Origin of the sequence: Nostoc cycadae WK-1, from assembly GCF_002897135.1 — a bacterium.
Taxonomy (GTDB): domain Bacteria; phylum Cyanobacteriota; class Cyanobacteriia; order Cyanobacteriales; family Nostocaceae; genus Nostoc_B.
In genome coordinates this window covers 258,241-277,815 of record NZ_DF978424.1, presented here as the reverse complement: position 1 = coordinate 277,815, position 19,575 = coordinate 258,241, and the positions used below count along the sequence as shown (strand labels likewise).

At 40.6% G+C, this 19,575-nt stretch carries 11 protein-coding genes; 4 read left to right on the top strand and 7 right to left on the bottom strand.

Annotated features, from left to right (window positions below):
* Positions 1 to 4 precede the first annotated feature (4 nt).
* Both NCWK1_RS07510 and NCWK1_RS07505 read right to left on the bottom strand, forming a co-directional pair.
* A complete protein-coding gene (locus tag NCWK1_RS07510) occupies positions 5 to 4,660 on the bottom strand; it encodes a GAF domain-containing protein (protein ID WP_103124280.1) in 4,656 nt (1,551 codons plus the stop codon).
* Between the two features lie 118 nt (positions 4,661 to 4,778).
* The gene (locus NCWK1_RS07505) at positions 4,779 to 5,195 is read right to left on the bottom strand and encodes an ATP-binding protein (protein ID WP_103124279.1); all 417 of its coding nucleotides are present in this window, start codon (positions 5,193 to 5,195) and stop codon (positions 4,779 to 4,781) included.
* Between the two features lie 151 nt (positions 5,196 to 5,346).
* Between NCWK1_RS07505 and NCWK1_RS07500 the strand changes: the two genes are divergently transcribed.
* Positions 5,347 to 6,546: a PP2C family protein-serine/threonine phosphatase gene (locus NCWK1_RS07500; RefSeq protein WP_103124278.1), complete on the top strand. Its 1,200-nt coding sequence runs from the start codon at positions 5,347 to 5,349 to the stop codon at positions 6,544 to 6,546.
* A 26-nt stretch (positions 6,547 to 6,572) separates the two neighbouring features.
* On the opposite strand, the gene NCWK1_RS07495 is transcribed toward NCWK1_RS07500, so the two are convergent.
* The 5 genes from NCWK1_RS07495 to NCWK1_RS07475 form a co-directional block, all read right to left on the bottom strand.
* Positions 6,573 to 6,899 carry an STAS domain-containing protein gene (locus NCWK1_RS07495; protein WP_103124277.1) on the bottom strand — a complete coding sequence of 109 codons (327 nt, stop codon included), beginning with the start codon at positions 6,897 to 6,899 and terminating at the stop codon, positions 6,573 to 6,575.
* 152 nt (positions 6,900 to 7,051) lie between these two features.
* Positions 7,052 to 9,037: a glycosyltransferase gene (locus tag NCWK1_RS07490; protein ID WP_103124276.1), complete on the bottom strand. Its 1,986-nt coding sequence runs from the start codon at positions 9,035 to 9,037 to the stop codon at positions 7,052 to 7,054.
* A 70-nt stretch (positions 9,038 to 9,107) separates the two neighbouring features.
* Entirely contained in the window at positions 9,108 to 11,855 is a 2,748-nt protein-coding gene (locus NCWK1_RS07485; protein ID WP_245894854.1) for a DUF3131 domain-containing protein, read from the bottom strand.
* A 160-nt stretch (positions 11,856 to 12,015) separates the two neighbouring features.
* A complete protein-coding gene (locus tag NCWK1_RS07480; RefSeq protein ID WP_103124359.1) occupies positions 12,016 to 13,425 on the bottom strand; it encodes a DUF3131 domain-containing protein in 1,410 nt (469 codons plus the stop codon).
* Between the two features lie 485 nt (positions 13,426 to 13,910).
* Positions 13,911 to 15,209: a hypothetical protein gene (locus tag NCWK1_RS07475; protein ID WP_245894853.1), complete on the bottom strand. Its 1,299-nt coding sequence runs from the start codon at positions 15,207 to 15,209 to the stop codon at positions 13,911 to 13,913.
* Positions 15,210 to 15,658: 449 nt separating this feature from the next.
* Here NCWK1_RS07475 and NCWK1_RS07470 point away from each other — a divergent pair, with 449 nt between their 5' ends.
* The 3 genes from NCWK1_RS07470 to NCWK1_RS07460 all read left to right on the top strand — a co-directional run bounded on the left by NCWK1_RS07470 (position 15,659) and on the right by NCWK1_RS07460 (position 19,494).
* Entirely contained in the window at positions 15,659 to 17,023 is a 1,365-nt protein-coding gene (locus NCWK1_RS07470; RefSeq protein ID WP_103124275.1) for an LLM class flavin-dependent oxidoreductase, read from the top strand.
* A gap of 185 nt (positions 17,024 to 17,208) precedes the next feature.
* Positions 17,209 to 18,747 carry an amidohydrolase family protein gene (locus NCWK1_RS07465; RefSeq protein WP_096575871.1) on the top strand — a complete coding sequence of 513 codons (1,539 nt, stop codon included), beginning with the start codon at positions 17,209 to 17,211 and terminating at the stop codon, positions 18,745 to 18,747.
* A gap of 96 nt (positions 18,748 to 18,843) precedes the next feature.
* Entirely contained in the window at positions 18,844 to 19,494 is a 651-nt protein-coding gene (locus NCWK1_RS07460) for a carboxylesterase family protein (protein ID WP_103124274.1), read from the top strand.
* Positions 19,495 to 19,575: the final 81 nt, after the last annotated feature.

Genomic DNA, 19,575 nt, shown 5'->3' with positions numbered 1-19,575 from the left:
TCTTTTAATTGTGGCTATTGCTTAAAAATGCTTGAATACGGTTGACAAAATCCTCTAGTTCTGAAATTATTTCAGTGCTACCTCTACGTTCTTGATAAATAGCCAGTTGTTCTAATTTTTCAGCAACTAAATACATAGATTTAGCTCCGATATTATTACTAGTGCCTTTAATTTGATGGGCTTGTTGCGCCATTAACTGAAAGTCACTGTTGGCGATCGCCTCTTTGGTTAACTCTAAACGAGTGTACATATCTTTCACAAAGATATCTAATAGTTGCTCTTCAAATTCGGGATCATTTTCTGACAGCTGATGCAAATGTTCCCAATCAATGGGCAATGTATCTAAATCCTCTGCGGTTGTAGAAACTGTATGAACAGATTTAATATCTGTGTGAATTTCCACCAAAAACTGGCTCCAATGTTCTAATACAGCTGCCAGCTTCTCCTTCATCACAGGCTTACTCAGATAGTCATCCATACCAGCATCTAAACACAATTGTTTATCTTCCTTCATGGCATTAGCTGTCATAGCAATGATGACTGGACGACGACGATTAGCAAAATAACTTTCATGCCAACGATGAATTTCTTTGGTTGTTTCTAAACCATCCAGAACTGGCATTTGGCAATCCATCAAAATCACATCGTAAGGAATTTTTTCTAACAGTTGTAAAACTTCTTGGCCATTAGCGGCAACATCGGCATTGTAACCCAGACTTTTAAGCTGTTTAAGAGCAACTTTTTGATTGACTAAATTATCCTCAGCAACAAGAATTCTTAATTTAGTGGAGCCAGTAGCAACATGAAGACGGCTATTTTGCAAATTGTTCATTTCTAAACCCTGATGACTTGGTAGATGCTGTTGTTCTGGTGGTAATTGGAACCCTAAAATATTTGTGAGAGTATCAAGGAGGCGGGATGGCTTCACAGGTTTGACTAAATAAGCAGCAAATCCCATTGTGAGCGATCGCTGTATTTCCTCCCGCTGCTGAGTAGATGTCAGCATCACTAAAGGTATCTCAGCCTTAGCAGGTTGAGCCTTGATTGTTTCTGCTAAAGCCATCCCATCTGTTTGGCACATCTGCATATCAATTAAAACCACATCATAGGGATTTCCTTGCTGGTCAGCTGCTTCCATCGTGCTGAGAGCCACGTCTGCACTATCAGCTTTATCTACCTGTATTCCCCAGCGGATGGCTTGATGAGCGATGATTTTGTAGTTAGTAGTGTTGTCATCCACTAAAAGCAGACGGCGATCGCGCAAAATTCCGCGATCGTCTGTTACCGTATTCGGCTGGATTTGTTTGGCAAAAGGAATCTCAAACCAAAACTCGGAGCCTTTACCTAACTCACTTTCTACGCCAATTTCTCCTTTCATCAAGGTCACAAGTTGTTTGCAGATAGCCAATCCCAAACCAGTACCGCCATAATTGTAAGTATTAACAGTATGTACTTGGGTAAATGAAGTAAATAGTTTGCGTTGGTTTTCTGTAGTAATACCCAGCCCAGTATCGGTAATAGCAAAGCGAATATTAGCTGTCGTGGTATTTTCCCAGCACAATTCGGCTTTGACTAATACTTCTCCAGTACTGGTGAACTTGATCGCATTACTAATCAAGTTCATCAAAATTTGCCGTAAGCGACTAGCATCTCCTTGGAGAAGAGTCGGAACGTTGCGATAAATTAAAGCGGCAATTTCTAATTGCTTTTGATGAGCTTGGGGAGCTAATAAATCTAAGACTTCTTCGACACAAGTTGCTAAATCAAAATTGAGGGTTTCTAAAGTCATTTCCCCAGCTTCAAGTTTGGATAAATCCAAAATCTCGTTAATCAGGCTTAACAGCGCATCACCGCTAATGCGAATTGTTTCAATAAAATCTCGTTGCTCTTGATTGAGGGGAGTTTCTAACATCAAGCTAGTCATCCCCAATACAGCATTCATGGGAGTCCGAATTTCATGACTCATATTAGCCAAAAATGCACTTTTGGTTTGAGAAGCTAATTCGGCTTGGCGACGAGCCACTTCTAGTTCTTCTCGTTGTCTTGTTTCTACTTTTAGTAATTGGGCTTGAGCGATCGCAATACCTACTTGGTCAGCAATTTGCCTCAGAAGATGAGTTTCAAAACTTGACCATTGGTGGGGAGAGGCACACTGATGAACAATTAATAAACCGCAGAGTTCTTCTTTGACGAGTATGGGGATAACTAAGTTGGCTTTTACTCCCAGTTGTTGCAGTACTTCTAGATGACTTTGTTGAATGCCCAGCAAATCAAACTCAGCTATCATTTCAATCTGCTTTTGGCGGTACTGTTGGAGATAGTATTGTTGTTGATATTCTGTTTGTAAATAAGAATCAGTAATATTTTGTGATTTAATTGATGGCCAGTCAGGAACTACTGCCTCAACCAACATATTGTCAGCCCTATTGAGGGACATTTGCGAAATTAAAACGCGGTCAGTTTGCAGAATTTTTTGAACTTCTTTGACAGTGATTTCTAGAATTTCTTCAATTTGCAAAGATTGGCGAATCTTTAAAGTAATTTCTGTAAATAATTGCGATCGCAAGTTTTGCCTTTGTAGTTCTTCTTCGGCTTTTTTGCGTTGAATAAACTGCCCTACTTGTTCGCCAATGGAATTAATAATTTTTGTCAAATTTTCGTCATATTGCTGAATTTGATGGCTGAAACAGGTTATCACACCAAAAATTTTATGTTCACTGCGAACAGGAAAACCAAAAGCGCTATGCAATCCTAATTGAGTTACAGCTTGGTTTCGCAAAAAGTTGGAATCACTAGCAGCATCCATCAACCACACACTTGCACAACTCGCCCAAACACGACCAGGTAATCCAATTTCTGGTGCAAATGTGATTTGCTGACTCTGTGTTTTCAAGTCTTGTATATCTAACGATTCACGATGCCACAAGTCAAAAAAACTGAGTACATTTGCTTGCTGGTCAACCATCCAAATTTCACTCACATCCCATCCCAAGCTCTCACAAATAGCTTGGAGAATCTGCGGAATTGTTTCGGCGATCGTTGTTGATTCTGCTAAAACGCGGGTAATTGCATATTGTGCAATCAAATGTTTTTGTGCGCGTTTGCTATCGGTAATGTCAATCCCTGTACCAATCACATATTCCACTACACCTTCGTAGCCTTGGAGGATTGTATTTGACCAGGCAATTAGCCGTCGACTACCATTTTTAGTTACCCAATAGTTTTCGTAATTTTGATAGCCTTGATGATGATTACCTGCTTGTAACTGAGCAAATACTGCTTTGACTGGTTCTACTTCTTCTGGAAGTAAAAATAAATTCCAGAAATATCTACCCCTGACCTCATCAAATGAGTAACCTGTGATTTGCTCACAAGCTTGATTGAAACGAACAATTTGCCCTTGAGTATCAAGCACTATTACCAAGGCACTGGCTGTATCCAGCACTGCTGAAATAAAGTTACGCTCTTCTTGGAGTGTATCTTCTATCGATTTGCGTGCCGTAAATTCACAATAAATTAGGTAGTAGACTACAGCCAGAATCACAAAGCTCAGAAAAATAGCGCAAGCCAGTGTCAAAATCGTGTGGTGACCACTGACTTTTGCAGTTTGTGATTGCTCTTTTAATAACTCTTTTTCCTCTTTTTCTATCTCATAAATTGCTTTGTGGATATCATCCATTAAGTGGTTTTTTTTATCTTTTAACATGTTCTGCAATGCGACTGCAAACCCTTGACTTTCGCGCAAATTGATAGTTGGCTTTAACAAAACAAGTTTATTTGTTATCAGTTGTTGCAGAATAATTAGCTGCTGTTTTCTCTGAGGTTGCTCTGCTGTGGCATTTTGCAGATTTGTTATTTGTTCATCAATGTTTGCCAGTGCTGCTTGATATGGAACTAAATAAAATTTGTCTCCTGTCAGAATGTAACTTTGTTGTGCAGCTTCCGCATCTTTAATGTCAGACAGTAATGTTTCTAAGCGGTTAATTTGCTTTTGGGTTTTTTGAATTTGATGATTTGTATTAATAAATAATTTGGTATTTTTGTAAGAAATTAGACCTATCAAAACTAAAATTACTGAAGCTAAACCAAAGCCACCAGCAACCCTTTTAAAGAAATGCTTATGTACTTTTTGTTTATGCTTACGTTCATCAGCAATTAGTACTAAACTTGCTAAATTCCGCCGCATTTCCATTTGCTTGATGACTTGGCGGCCGAGAGTACGTAATGCCTCTACCTGCTCAGGAGACAGGTTTCGTGGTACACGATCAATTACGCAAAGTGTGCCTACAGCATAGCCTTCAGGGTTAATCAACGGCACACCAGCATAAAACCGAATATCGGGGTCAGAGGTAACTAATGGGTTGGTAGCAAAGCGTTCGTCAGCTGTTGCATCAGCTACAGTAAAAATGTCAGGCTGTAAAATGGCATGGGCGCAAAAGGCTAAATCTCTGTGTGTTTCTAGTGCATCCAGCCCGACTTTTGACTTAAACCACTGACGATTGCGATCAATTAAGCTGATTAAAGCAATCGGAGTTCCACAAATATACGATGCTAAATGAGTCAGGTCATCAAATGCTGCCTCAGATGGAGTATCGAGGATTTTATATTCTAAAAGCGCCTCTATTCTTTGTGCTTCGTTATCAGGTAATGGTGCTTTCATCCTATTGATTTATGAGCTTAGACGTACACTTGGGGAACAAGAAATAAATTTGTAAAAATTTAGTCGGTTGAGATTCTTGAATTTTGCTAAGAGTCAAGTATTTTTTTGTTTAATATTTTTAATAAAATTTACTAATAAATAAACAGTAATAGTTATCCGCTATTTTTTCGTAGCTCAATTTATCGGCGATCGCCGACATAATTTTCAACCCGCGCCCTCGTTCTTGCTCATTGTCTTTAAGTTCAGAGACTTCTCGTAACTGTTTTTCTAAATCAAACGCTTCTCCGCGAGATAATATGCGTATTTCCATCTGCTGATTTGACAAGCAAACTTCTATCTCAATCGGAGTTTCTTTGGGTAAATTTTTGTGAGCATGTTCAACAATGTTGGCAAATCCCTCTATTAACAGAGTTTGACATTGCCACCAAATTTGTTGATTAATCATTTGTGCGTGGTTAATTTGCTCAAACCAAGACAAAATCTCAGACGAGGCATTCAGGTCTGTATTGACTTTTAAACAAATTTTATGATCCACTTTGATTTTATTAAATGTTGAGCTTATATCATAAGCGGAACTCAATTTATTTAATTTGAGTATTTTTACTATACATTAACAACTAAAATCTAGTTAATTTTAAATGTGAATAAGATATTTAATTATTGTTATATTGAGTAAGCTGTAATTTATGGTAAAAATTCTAGTTATTGATGATGACCCGATTGTTCAGGCAGTCCTGAAAAGAACACTCGAAAATCAGGGTTATGAAATAACTGTGGCGAAAAACGGTGAAGAAGGAATTACTCAAGCGCGGCTACTTCGCCCTGCTTTGATTATTTGTGATTGGGTAATGTCAAAACTAGATGGATTGGAAGTGTGTCGGCAAATTAAAGCAGATCCAGAGTTAGCTACTACTTTTTTTATTTTGCTGACTGCTAAGGGAGCAGCTAGAGGAGAAGAAGACGATAGAGTCAGAGGGTTGGATGCGGGAGCAGATGAGTTTATTTCTAAACCCATCGAGATGAATGAGTTAAAAGCACGAGTCCGTGCTGGACTGAGGTTACATCAACTAAATCAAGATTTGCAAAGTCAAAAACAAGCTTTAGAAATACTCAACCAAACTTTGCAAACCCAAAAGCAAATTATGGAAGCAGAATTAGCTGAGGCTGCTGAATATGTGCGATCGCTCTTACCACCACCACTTACGGGAACAGTCACTACAGAAGCACTATTCATTCCCTCTGCACAGTTAGGCGGTGATTGCTTTGATTATTATTGGCTAGATGACGAGCATTTAGTAATTTATCTCCTGGATGTATCAGGACATGGGGTAGGTTCGGCGCTGCTTTCTGTATCTGTGCTGAATATTCTGCGATCGCAATCTTTACCCAACACTAATTTTTGTCACCCCAGTGAAGTTCTCAAAGCACTCAATCATCACTTTCAGATGAGTAATCATGGTGCTAAATATTTCACCATCTGGTATGGAGTTTATCATCGCATTAAGCATCAACTTATCTACGCCAACGCCGGACATCCACCTGCTGTACTGCTATCAGGTAACTCTTATACTAATTCGCAAGTTAAACAACTGAGTTCTTTGGATTTACCTATAGGCTTTATGCCAGAAGTTGACTTTGCAGAGGCTGTTTTTGATATTGAAGCAAATAGCATTCTCTATATATTTAGCGATGGGGTTTATGAAATCAATCAACCAAATGGAAATATCTTGGGACTCGATACTTTCATCGAAATATTAATCAAATATAACCGAGTAAATAATTGCCATATTCAAAATCTATTAATGCAAATTATGACACTCAATATTCAACAAAGTCTGGAAGATGATTTATCTTTGCTCAAAATTTATTTTGGGAGTGCAGCTTAAATCAAATTGTGTAATTGCTGATTAGTTCACAGAGTTGTTAATACTTGTTGTTTAAAATCATCTTGATCGGTAAAGGTTTGAATCACTCGATCAATTTTTGTCAATTCAAATAACATTCTCACTTGGTCACTTACAGAGCAAACAAATAGTTTAGCATTAGCAGTTTTTGCTATTTGCATTGCTGAGACTAAAGACCCTAAGCCAGAGCTATCGATAAAAGTAACTTCTTTCAAATCAATTAATAAAATTTCTATACCATTATCGAGTAAGTCGCTAACTTCACGCCGCAACTGATTACCACTAATGCCATTTAAAATTCCCGATGGTTGAATTATTTCAATTTTAGAACTCATTAGTTACTCGCTGTTTTTTGTATTAAATCTCACATTTTTATATTTTGGCATTTGTATTCTTTAAGTGCAAGTTTTTTGCTAACTTTCAGACTACAAAATACAATTTACATCATTTCTTTATTCAGTAATGAGTAATTTTTGTTAAAGTCCCGTTAAGACTCTTTTGATGGTTGCCAAATAGCAGCACGAATCACTACCCACAATAGCAGTAAGTTATAAATAGCCCAAGCACTATTTAGTAAGTGAACCCAAGGATGATTGAGATTGCCAATAACCAAACGATAAAGAATCCATAACATACCTAAAATAGTGAGAAAAAAGATAAGTAATTGCGGCCAAACCAACCGGAGATAAATGCCAGATTGCCGTTGTTTAGGTGTGACTTGGAAATTAATTTTTTGTCCAGTGAACACACTCCATACAGCTTGAATTAATAAAGGAAAGAGTGCGATCGCATATTGTTCTGAACGCCATACTTCACCAGCGGGAATACCCCAAGTCACTGCTAAAAAAGTGAGTCGATTGATTATAAAAGCTGGAAAAAAATGTATAGCAAAATCATATCCAAAGGTTTGTACAGGAGCGATTTCTGTAAATAAGTAAATAATTGGACAAGAAATAAACACAAGAGTTGCAAAACCGGAAAAGTAGCTATACATCGTCTTAAAATATTGCAGTCGTTGCCAAAATGTTAGCCCTGGTTTTGCAAAGGGATTTTCTCTCAGTAAAACTTGGATAGTTCCTTGCGCCCAACGTAGTCGCTGTTTTAAAGTAGAACTCAAATCATCAGGAGCCAAACCTTCTGCTAACAATTCATGATGATAAATAGATTTCCACCCAGCACCATGCAAACGCATCGCTGTATTCATATCTTCTGTAATACTATTGCTGGATACACCACCAACTAATTGAAATTCATCTAATCTTGTTTCATCTTTGCTAAACTCATCAGCAAAATATTGCAGCCCTACATTAATTAGTGCTTCTCGACGGAGAACGGCATTTGTTCCTGTATAAAAGGCCGCATTCATGCCATCTTTTCCTTGTTGCAGCGGCCCATAAAATAAACTAGCTTTATGTCCAAAAGGATCACCAGCAGGAATATTATAAAAATCTTGCGGTGTTTGGACAAAAGCAATACGATTTTGTTCGTATTTACCATTAAAAAGATTATATGTATAAAAATAAGGTAAAACTCGCTTGAGAAACTGTGCTTTAGGAATATGATCAGCATCTAAAGTGAGAATATATTCTCCATAGGTTTCACCAGAAAAAATTGCGTAGTTCAGATTACCTGCTTTTGCATGATGAGGTACACCGACAGGTTTAGGACGAGCAATATAGTGAAATCGTGACAGTTCCACTAATTCTAGTTCTTTGCGGTAAATAGCTTTTTCTAATGCTTGTTGTTCAGTCTTAAGTCGTTCAGTAATACTTTGATGTTCTGGTGGCAACCACAAAATAAACTGTTGGAGACTTTGGACAAATACTTCCGTAGATGTTTTATCTTGATTCTGCGTTGATGATACTTCTTGTAACCATTTTTCCGCAGCTTGAGTATTAAATTTTAACTTCTCTAATTGTTGAAGACGTTCTATTAATTGTGAGCGTTCGGTATCAATTCGGTTTGCTTCTTTTTGTAGGAGTGGTGATTGCAAATCTGCAATACATAACCTTTCTGTCATGGCTCGGATTTCAGCTGAGTTGCCATCATCTAATACATAAACATGCAACTTAGTAGCAGGATAATCTATTGCTAAAGCTGCCAAAGCAGTTTGTTGAACAATTTCTGGTGGTTCATTGTAACAGGTGATAAATACATCTACTGTCGGCCATTCGGCTGGCGGTAAAGGTGGCATCATTTGGTCAAGAGACTTAACCTGTCGAACTAATGGTCGCCATAAACCAATGACAAACATCGCACCGCCAAAATAGCTATAAATTTCTGCTAATAGCAACGGAATTGAAAGCCACAAAGCATCAAAATTGATGGAATGGGTGATGCGCCATTGTAAATACCAAATCCCAAAAATTAAATTAATTTCTGCTAGGTAGCGAAATAATAATGTTCTTTTTTTGAGGATTGAGCGACTGTTGCCAAAAACGTTGGTGGAATTATTAATAGATGCAGAAGTCATGGTGACACCAAAAATAAAATTATGGTAGAAACAGGAGATATCTAGCTCTACACTCCTGTTTCTGACTAAATCATTTTGTAACTTTTGTATTTTTGCTACCAGATACCCAGTAACTTCCAGAACTATCAGACATTAAGCTAATTTTTGGTTGAGGAATTCTGGGGAGACCGCGGCCGGAATCTCCTTGGGCTATAGTTTCCCACCAGGGAGATTTGAGAGAAGTAGTTGCACAAATTAAGGGTTGCTGATTTGTGAGTGTGTATAGTAAGGATTGCAAAATCATACTGTTGGTACTGCTGGTGAAACCAACGGCTGTTTTACCTGTGGTTTCATAAAAGCCTTCGTAAAAACCTGTGAGTGGGTTATATAAGTCAGTGGTTCCTTGGACTAACTTTTGACTATACTGATTGTCTGGCAGGAGAGCGTGATAGGCAAAAGCCACAGCTGTACTAACCATGCGCCCTTGAGGTAAAGTTTGTCCGTCATCGCCTATCGCTTCCCAAGGTTTACCCTGGGCTGTAATGGCGCTATGGACTGTGTAAGGCTTGCGGTCGATTAAGGTAGTCGCCGAGGCTGTGAGTGTGTTGGTGCGGAGGTAACGTTTGGCTTGGGCTTGGAAAATTGGCTCAAAGAGCGATCGCATTTTCGGATCTAAGCCAAACTCTAACCCATAAAGAATGAAAGGATTGCTGACGGTGTATTGGTTAACTTTGGAGTTAGTATCTGTGCGTTGGCGCTGAGTTGGTATTTTCACTCCTTCCACCACACTAGTTTGATATTCCCCACCTACAGCGGAACCTTCCACATCAAATCCCCACAGTTGAAAAGCACGCGCCGCATATTCTTCATAACCTAAGCGGGTTTCTAGGTTGACGCGGGTAAGATAACGCCCTTGGGGGTTTTTCATCACAGTCGCACTGGAGAGAACTCCATCCCGGACTACCCGGAGGTATGACCAATCTAAGACAATTTGATCAACGGCTTTAGTATATTGTGGATGATAACTTTTTAAGTTATACAGCCCGGCTAAAAGTCTGCCAATATCCAATGCTGACCAACCATTACCTTCTAATACAGGGTTTCCGCCGTAGTCTATAGGTTGAAGCGATCGCGTATCATAACCGCGATTTGGTAACTCACCAGCAAACAACGGTAGTTTTCCTAACGCTGCTAATATATGGCGGGTGCGTTGGTCAAATTCTTTCGGGGAAATTACATCCAGCGATCGCGCGGCGTGTAGTGCGGCGAGATAATCTCCTAATCCCCAGAGAGTTGTACCTTTGAAGTCGCTGCGATCGTCAATTAAGCCATTCTTTGGATGATAATTAGCTTGAAAATATCTCCATGCGGCCTCTGCATAGCGTCGTTCCACTACTGTTAAAGGTCGAGTTAATTTCAACTTAGATGATGAATCTGGGCTATCAACTGGGGGGATGGGTGTAATCGTTACTTCCTCAACTTGGGAATTATTTGCTGGTGGCGTAGGAACTTTTACCTCCACCACTCTAGGGGTATTTCCAGATGTTTGTGGCGGATTTGTGGGTGTGGGAGTCGCCGCAGAAGTATTGTTACTTGGGGCTTTGGCTGTTGCATTTACAGAACCAGTAATTAAAGAACGATTCCCTCTGGCTTTGTAGTACAAAATCTCCAAAATTAGTCCATTGGTATTACCAGTTAAGGCTTTATTGGGCTGTTTCGATTCCTCATAAATACCCGCATAATAACCACTGTCATCAGGACTGCGGAGATCCTTAACTGCATCAAACAGTTTTTGGGCGTAAGCATTATCTGGGTAGAGATAACGCCAACCAAAAGCAGCTTTTGTACTCACACTGCGGAACTGGGGAAAAGGTTGATTAGTGTCGGTAATTGTAGCCCAGCTTTGACCATTGGCGTAAACAGTGTTGTAGAGAAAATAAGGTGCTTGGTCGATGTTATCTTCTGTGACGGCTGTCAGCTGACCTGTCGCTTCGTAACGCCGCTTTTGCACTTCGAGAACTCTCGCCGCAAAATCGGCTAATTCACCTTGTAGACCAAATTCGATTCCATCCAGAATATAAGACTCACTAACAACGTAATTGTTAGCGTTAGTGCTTTGAAAATCACGAGTATCAACGGGAATTTGTACACCATTAACTTCAACCATTTTATAGGGTTCCAAGTCCAGAGCTTTTGGTGCAGCAAAACCCCAAAGTTGATAACCTCTAGCACCATATTCTTCGTAACCAAGTCGCCCTTCTTGGACTAATAATGTTTTGTTATCAGGTAAAACAGTAGCACCATAAAGTTGTCCATCTTTGAGCGATCGCCCTACTTGCCATTTGGCGACAATTCCTTTAAGCCAATCATTATATTGAGGATGACAAGTACGAATGACATCAAATGCAGCTAAAACCCGACCGATATCTAAAGCAGACCAGCCAATACCTCGCTCAATCGGATTGTTGCCATAATCAACCATCTGTCCGGTAGCGGTATTGTAAACTTTATTGGGTAAAGCATCTTCAAACAACTTGAGATTGCCTAAACCTGTTAAAAATTTATTCAGCCGAGAATCAAAGTCTGCTTGGTCTGTGAGATTCATCCATCGCGCCGCATTCAACGCCATCAGATAATTCCCCATATCCCAAAGTGTCCCCGAAGGATAACCCCCAGCCGCATTGGTCAATCCTGTGGCTGGCTGATAATTTTTGACAAAATACTGCCAAGCACCACGCGCATAAGTTTGTTCTTCTGCTGTCAGAGGTGCGGTAATATTGTTACAGCTACTAGCATTTTGAGATAAGACTGGTGTAGGTATGTACACCAAAAATTGCATCAATGTTCCAACTAAGAACAATGCAATCCATCTCCACATTTTTTGTGAAAAGTACTGGTACATAAAATTAAAAAAATATTTTAATCTTCAAACTTCTGAGTTTCAATAATTAGTAATTAATAACTTGTATAAAAGCTTTTAATTACAAATTAGTCATTATTCAATTAATTCCCGCCCAAACAATTAAAGGTTTACCCACTTGTTTATAAAGAAAGCTTTCTAAAATCACGCCATTATTATTAGCAGTGAGAGATTTATTTGGCTGACGCAGAGATTCGTATAAGCCGTTGTACCAACCTTTATCTGATTTCAGTTGCTGGAAAACTGTATCAGTTAGGGAACGCGTGTAATCTGTTTGATAAAGTATGTGCCAACCGATCGCCGCTTTGGCACTGAGAAAACGTAAATTATTATGTTGTACTTGAGTATCGGTAATTGTCGCCCAAGGTTTACCGTTCACAAACAAGCTGTTATAGACAAAGTAAGGCGGACGATCTAAATTATCTTCTGTTAGGGCGGTTAATTCTTTTGTGGCTTGATAACGCGCTGCTTGAGCAGCTAAAATTCTATCGGCATAAGCTTTGGGTAATGCTTGAAAGCCCGTTTCTATACCGTCCAGAATATACGGTTCACTAAGGACGTAGTTATTCCCCCCAGAGTTATTCCCATCCCGGCGATCATAAGGAATTCCTTGACCGTAAAGATTCACAAAGGCAGTATTAGACTGATAATCTAAGGCTTGCTTGACATCTAAACCCCACAGTTTCAAACCGTAGGCGGCATAGTTTTCATAGCCCAAGCGACCTTCTTGGTTATACTGTTCTTTGCCTTGAACAACAGCAGTACCGTACATCTGACCATTTTTAGTCAGGCGCTTGACTTTCCAGTGCTGCCAAACAGCTTGTACAGGCGATCGCATTTTGGGATACTTGGCTTCGACGATCTTCAACCAAATGGCCATTCGTCCCAAATCAATCGCTGACCAACCAATTTCTTCGCGTTTATCTAGCTGACCATAATTAACAGGGATCAAAGTTTGAGCGTTGTAGACTTTGTTCGGCAGTTCACCTTTATATAAAGGTAGAGATGCTAGAGTCTGCAACATCTTAGTCATCTTCGCTTCAAATTCGGCGCTAGTAATCATGTTGAGTTCTTTCGCACTCACCAAAGCGGCGATCGCAGCTGCTTGATCCCAAATCGTTACAGATGCAAAACCATCCGCAGAATTCACTAAGCCTGTTTTTTCGTTCCAGTTTTGTTGAAAATAAGACCAAGCTAAACGCGCAGCTGCCATATCTGCTGCGTCGAGTTTACCAACGCCCGGCGCAATATAGGGTGTTTTGCTGGTCAGTTCACTAGTCGCAATTGGTGTTCCTGGTGAAACTGCGGAGTTCGCATCAAGTTTTGCAATTTTTTGTGCTTGTGTTTCTACTTCAGATGTTTGTGTCTTTTGCGAAATACGACCAGACCAAAAATTTAACCCTGCGATCGCAATCACCGCCGTAACCACCCCGCCTACAGAAGTGAGGATGGACAAGCCTTTAGGGGGTGGTTGAAAGTCAGAACTCATGCTGATTAAAGCCTTATTTTGTAATTCTTTTTTGCGATGAAAAAGAGTCAGAATGCGCCATATCTCAATTAAGATTGGCGACTGAAAACCACAATTTATCCATTGCTTTGACAGAATACAGTTTGGGTATTCTGTCTCCTGATTGCTGAATTGTCCTTTGGTTAAACTCTTAACAACTTCATTTTTCCCAGCTTTCAACGCTAACTAACATCTGTTAGTGGTTACTAGCAATCAGGAAGCATGAGTAATATCAAGTCCGTTTAATCATTAACAATCTGTCATTGCGAGTGCAACGACAGATTGTTAATGATTATTTATTTACACGTAGATTAAATACTGGCATAAGTATAAAACTTTTGGTATTACTGAATTAAAGGATGAAATTTCCCCATTCAATATCTCAAACTCTCACTCTCTGCGTGAGATAAAAACATCCCAAAGTTCAGCAGCGCCAAATATTGGCTAATATCTCATAATTCCTGACTTTAAAATTTGACACGAAACTGTCCTGTTAAAGAGTTACCGCCGTAGCCACTTCCCCCTGTGTCTTGATTCCGCACATTACTAAAGCTATAGTCAAGGTCAGCTTCTAGTTTGGGCGAAAGCTTGGCTGTACAGCGAGTTTGATAACCATAAGCATGATCAAATTCACCATTAAGACGTTGCTGTCCTAAAGTTGCAGATAGCCGACAACGCAAAAAATCGGCAATGTCTCCTTCCCAAGCTAATTCAGCGTTATATACCAAAAAATCTGGTGGAGAAAAATAGCCATGTGTAGTTTCTACATTGCGATCGTAACTCCAGGTGAATAAGTTAGCCGCTAGAGAAAACTGTCCTAACTTGCGTTCTAACCGACTGAACGATTGAATTTCCGAATTCCCATCGTTGTAGTTACCCAAGCGTAATGAAGAGAATAAACTAGTATCTCGATTAATCTGCCAATATAAATCAGGGCCAAAGCGCCAAGCCGTAATTTGATTGTCTAAAGTAAGAGCGTTAAATTTATAAGGGCTGTGGTCTAAGTTGGCTGATAAAATTAAACCCGACAGTAATTTTCCAGTGGAGGAAACTTTCGGCGGGACAATTGGGATTTCAACTTTAGTATTGAAATTGATCGCTGTGGGTAAACGGTCAAAAAAATCAACCCCAGCTGCTGTTTGTAAAGTTATGTCTCCAATTTTTCCTTGCCAACCAATTTGTAAAGGAATATTACTAACTGATGCCACACCCCGTTGTTCAAAAAAGTCAAAACCTGTTTTGAGAAATATTTTATTGCCATTAGGCGATCGCCACTGAAATGTAGGTTCGATAAACAAATTATGTTGACCGAAGTTATCAGTATCATTGCGAAAATTAGTTTGAATGCCTTCTAACACCACAGGCTTAGTTGGTTTCCCAGGCTTTAATGCTGGAGGTGGACTAGGTGTTTCTGGTGGTTTGATGACTGGTGTTTTGGGTAATGGTGGTGGTACTCGCAACCCAGGATTAAAATTTTCGGGTGCAGCAATCAAAATCGGTGCTTGATTTAATTGTTCAAGAAGTTTAATTTCCTGACTTTCTTGATGGTGAAAAAGCACAGAATCAATTGATGTTGAGTTGCTGACTAGTGCTAGTAATGAACTTCTGTTTTGATGCACTTGAGCAGCTTGGGAATTTCCTCCAGATAAAGCCCAAAAGCTCAAAATGAAAATTAATTGCCATTGAATATATTGGTAATTCCCAATCCAACCCGTGTAAAAACTATCCCGAAATCCAAAAATATCACATTTAAATATATTGCTCATTTGTAATGACTAGAATTTAAGACAGAAAAAGTTACAAATCAAATGCTTGAGCAACGCCTAAATTGCTAAGACGTGGCATTATGATGCCCAATAAATTACTGCATCACGACATTTCACTACACTTTTAATCTTGCCTCTCACCGCGTCAGCCCTGTTTGCAATACTTAATGTTCGTTTAACTAACAATTAGGTTTTCATGATATTGTGTTGTACAGCACATCTTTTCTGTATCTGGATGTGTAAACTGTATATGCTGACTCAGACTACTACATCAATTTGTGGTAAAAGCTCAAACGCAAAACAGCAGCATTACTAGTTTTGTCAAGCTCAAACAAGAGTAGACATACGAGCTTTGACCCATAAAAATTCACCAATTTATCGTAGCGTCAGATATTTGACTGACGTTGCACAAACAGCCTTTAGCTATACGCATAGAAAAGAAAAAGCAGATGAGCAAAACACGTAAGTTTCGTTTAGGTGCATTTATTCAAGCGACTGGACATCATGTTTCCGCATGGCGGCACCCCGATTCACAAGCAGATGCTGGGTTTAATTTTGAGCATTACAAAGAAATTACCCAGACCGCCCAACGTGGCTTGTTCGATGCAGTTTTTCTGGCAGATAGCCCAGGAGTCTGGGGCGGCGCTCCAGAAACTCAAAAACGCAATGGTAAACTAGTGCATTTTGAACCAGTCACACTCTTTTCGGCCTTGTCTGCTGTCACCCAAAATATCGGCTTTATTGCCACCGCCTCAACTACCTACGAAGAACCCTACACCCTCGCACGTAAGTTTGCTTCTCTAGACTATTTGAGCAACGGCCGCGCGGGCTGGAATGTAGTTACTACAGGCAATGAGAACGCCGCAGCTAATTTTGGTCTTCAACATCACCCAGAACATAGCCAGCGTTATGAACGGGCTGAAGAGTTCGTTGAAGTGGTAAAAGGGCTATGGGATAGTTGGGACGATGATGCTTTTATCCGTGATAAAGAATCTGGGATTTATTTTGATCCCGACAAACTGCATACACTTAACCACAAAGGCCAACATTTTTCCGTCAAAGGCCCTTTAAACGTTGGTCGTCCGCCTCAAGGTTATCCGGTGATTGTACAGGCCGGAGCATCAGAAGCCGGACGAGACTTAGCCGCGCGTACGGCTGAAGTCATATTCACCGCTAATCAAACCCTCGCTGATGCCCAAGAATTTTATGCTGATGTGAAAGGTCGGTTAGTAAAATACGGACGCTCTCCAGATGATCTCAAAATTATGCCTGGGGCTTTCCCCATCATTGGCCGGACTGAAGAAGAAGCTCAAGAGAAGTACGAATTCTTGCAATCTTTAATTCATCCTGATGTGGCTTGGGGTATTTTAAAGACCTATTACAAAGGTGTCGATTTATCGAAATATTCCTTAGATGATTTAGCTCCCGAACTACCCAACGAGACCAATAACAACAAGAGTCGTCTAAAACTAGTGAAAGATTTAGCGACTCGTGGTACTCTGACACTCCGTCAGTTATATCTTGCTCTGGCGACTGCGCGAGGTCATCGCACCATACTTGGCACTCCAGAAACCATTGCCGACCAACTAGAAGAATGGTTTAATAATGGCGCGGCTGATGGCTTTAATATTATGCCGCCCATCTTACCTACAGGGTTAGATGACTTCGTTAACTTAGTCGTTCCCGTCCTCCAAAAACGCGGACTTTTCCGTACTGAATACGAAGGTAGTACCTTGCGTGAAAATTTAGGTCTGCGTCGTCCAGTTAATCAATTTACTGTCAAACAACTGGATGAAAGATTAGTGTTGGCGTAAATAAGTTTTTCATGTCTGCACAAAAAACCTGTGCCTAAATGGCGTAAATCAATTTTTTATAGATGGTTAAGCCATATCTTTTAAAGCGTTTCTTCTGTAGATCACCACCCTACAGAAGTTGAAAATCATTATCCTACGCTCCGTTGGATGCTCGGAAAAACCTGTGATTTTTTGAAGGAAAAAATATGACTGAATATAGCAGATTGAAGACTTCACCCTCTGCCGCAATCAGAGCTACCCTTGATTATCCGGTTATCGATACTGATGTTCACACTAATGATTTCACTCCAGCTTTTGAAGATTACATCGCTAAGTACGGCGGGTCAAAGCTTGTAGACGAATTACGCAAGGCAGAATCTTCTCGTCTCAACTCCAAAAGCAACGGTAAAGACTGGTATCAACAAACTCCAGAAGAACGCCAATACAACCGCACAATTCGATCGCCTTGGTGGGCGAGAGTCACTCGTAATACTTTAGATCTAGCTACTTACACTCTGCCTGCACTACTCTATGAACGCCAAGCAGAGCAAGGTTCAGATTATTCGGTATTGTTTCCTAATAATGTGCTGGCACCTGCGGGAGCCAGCCCAGAAAACCGCCAAGCATTGCAACGCGCAGTCAATCACTACCACGCTGATATCTATCGCAAATATAGCGATCGCCTGACTCCTGTAGCTGGTATCCCGATGGGTAATCCTCAAGAAGCTATTGAGGAGTTAGAGTTTGCTGTAAAAACACTAGGCTTAAAAGTAGCTAATATTCCTGGTGGTGTGAAACGTCCGATTAAGGCGATCGCGGATAAATATCCCGCAGATAAATTCCCCGAAGTCGCTAGGTATGCTTCATACATTGACTTTTACGGATTAGATAGCGAATACGACTACGATCCTTTCTGGGCTAAAGCTGTGGAATTGGGTGTGCCGATTACTACCCATTATGGTAGCCAAGGTTGGACGGGGCGCTCCTCCATCAGTAACTACATGAACAACCACATCGGTCACTTTGCCGATGGTTCTCAAGCATTTGCCAAGGCGTTGTTCTTCGGTGGCGTTACCAGACGTTTTCCCCAGTTGCGTGTGGGGATGCTGGAAGGTGGTGCAGATTGGGGCGCTCATGTCTACATTCATTTGGTAGATCGTTTCTCCAAACGCAATCTCAAAGCACTACAAAACTACAACCCAGACCTCACCAATGCTGATGAGTTGTTCGAGTTGTTTGAGCGTTTCGGTGGTGAAATTACCGAAGGATATTCTCTCAGTAAAGAAGAATTAACCAAGAGTGTACTTGGTTCTTCCTTTAGCCGTCATAGCCGTGCGCCAATTGGTAGCGAACTTGAAGACTTTGCTGCTGCTGGAATTGAAACCATTGAAGACATCCGCGATCGCTGGGTGAATAGCTTCTTCTTTGGTTCCGAATCTGACGATCGCACCATCGCCGCAGCATTCAACAACAAAGCCAATCCATTGGGTGTCAAGATTAACGCCATTTATTCTTCAGACGTTGGTCACTGGGATGTACCCGACCTCACCTCACCATTGGCAGAAAGCTGGGATTTGGTGAAAGAAGGCGTAATTTCTGAAGATGACTTCAAAGCCTATGTCTTTGGTAATCCCTACAAGTTCTACACCGAAGCTAACGCCAATTTCTTCAAGGGTACAGCGATTGAATCTAAGGTAGGTAACATCGAATCCCCGCAAGTGGATAAGAGCTTGGTAGTAGTTTAAATCTGATAGAAAGGCTGCGAGATACCCGACTTCTCTAAGAAGTCGGGTATCTGACCACCGCTAATTTCTCAAACATACACTTCAGGAGTCACAACTATGGCTATCGAACACCGTTCTGGTTTATTACCTTATCTGTTCTCGGCTGTTGCGGAAGATGCTAACAAACCTGCGCCTTTAGTACTGTTTTTACATGGCGCACGCGATCGCGGCAATGATTTAAATGTGCTGCTGAAATGGGGTTTACCTCGGTTCGTAAATGAATCAAACTCTTTACCATACTTCTTTTTAGCGCCCCAACTTCCTGAAGGGCAGACTTGGGTAGAGCGAGAATCAGATGTCATTGCTTTGTTGGATAATTTTATCGCCTCCCGGCCTATTGATCCTTCCCGTGTGATTATCTCTGGATTCAGCTTGGGAACTGCTGGGGCATGGCATATTGCTGCTTCCCATCCTGGTCGCTTTGCTGGTTTAGTAGCGGTGTCTGGTCGCGTTCCTCAAACCTTAGAAACATCTCAACTAGATGTACTTAAGGAAATCCCCATCCAAATATTCCAAGGTGCTAAGGACGAAAAACTATCAATTGAGAGTACACAGCAGATTGTTGATACCTTACGGGGAGTGGGTGGAACAGTAGATTTTACAGTACTACCTGAAGGTGATCACTTTATTGCCGATGAAGTGTACACAGACTTGAAATTGCAACAGTGGCTAGTTTCCCAGAGCCGACGTGCTTCTGTAGCTGTTTGAAGTACCTAGCCCCGACGAATGGAATTCGCGGCTATAAAAACGAAGTCCGCCTATCGCGCTGGCGCACCACGCGGACTAACA

Coding starts and splice junctions, on each gene's coding strand:
- NCWK1_RS07500 (WP_103124278.1), top strand. CDS start 5,347: ATGGTAAAAATTCTAGTTATTGATGATGACCCGATTGTTCAGGCAGTC.
- NCWK1_RS07510 (WP_103124280.1), bottom strand. CDS start 4,660: ATGAAAGCACCATTACCTGATAACGAAGCACAAAGAATAGAGGCGCTT.
- NCWK1_RS07460 (WP_103124274.1), top strand. CDS start 18,844: ATGGCTATCGAACACCGTTCTGGTTTATTACCTTATCTGTTCTCGGCT.
- NCWK1_RS07495 (WP_103124277.1), bottom strand. CDS start 6,899: ATGAGTTCTAAAATTGAAATAATTCAACCATCGGGAATTTTAAATGGC.
- NCWK1_RS07465 (WP_096575871.1), top strand. CDS start 17,209: ATGACTGAATATAGCAGATTGAAGACTTCACCCTCTGCCGCAATCAGA.
- NCWK1_RS07475 (WP_245894853.1), bottom strand. CDS start 15,209: ATGAGCAATATATTTAAATGTGATATTTTTGGATTTCGGGATAGTTTT.
- NCWK1_RS07480 (WP_103124359.1), bottom strand. CDS start 13,425: ATGAGTTCTGACTTTCAACCACCCCCTAAAGGCTTGTCCATCCTCACT.
- NCWK1_RS07470 (WP_103124275.1), top strand. CDS start 15,659: ATGAGCAAAACACGTAAGTTTCGTTTAGGTGCATTTATTCAAGCGACT.
- NCWK1_RS07490 (WP_103124276.1), bottom strand. CDS start 9,037: ATGACTTCTGCATCTATTAATAATTCCACCAACGTTTTTGGCAACAGT.
- NCWK1_RS07485 (WP_245894854.1), bottom strand. CDS start 11,855: ATGCAATTTTTGGTGTACATACCTACACCAGTCTTATCTCAAAATGCT.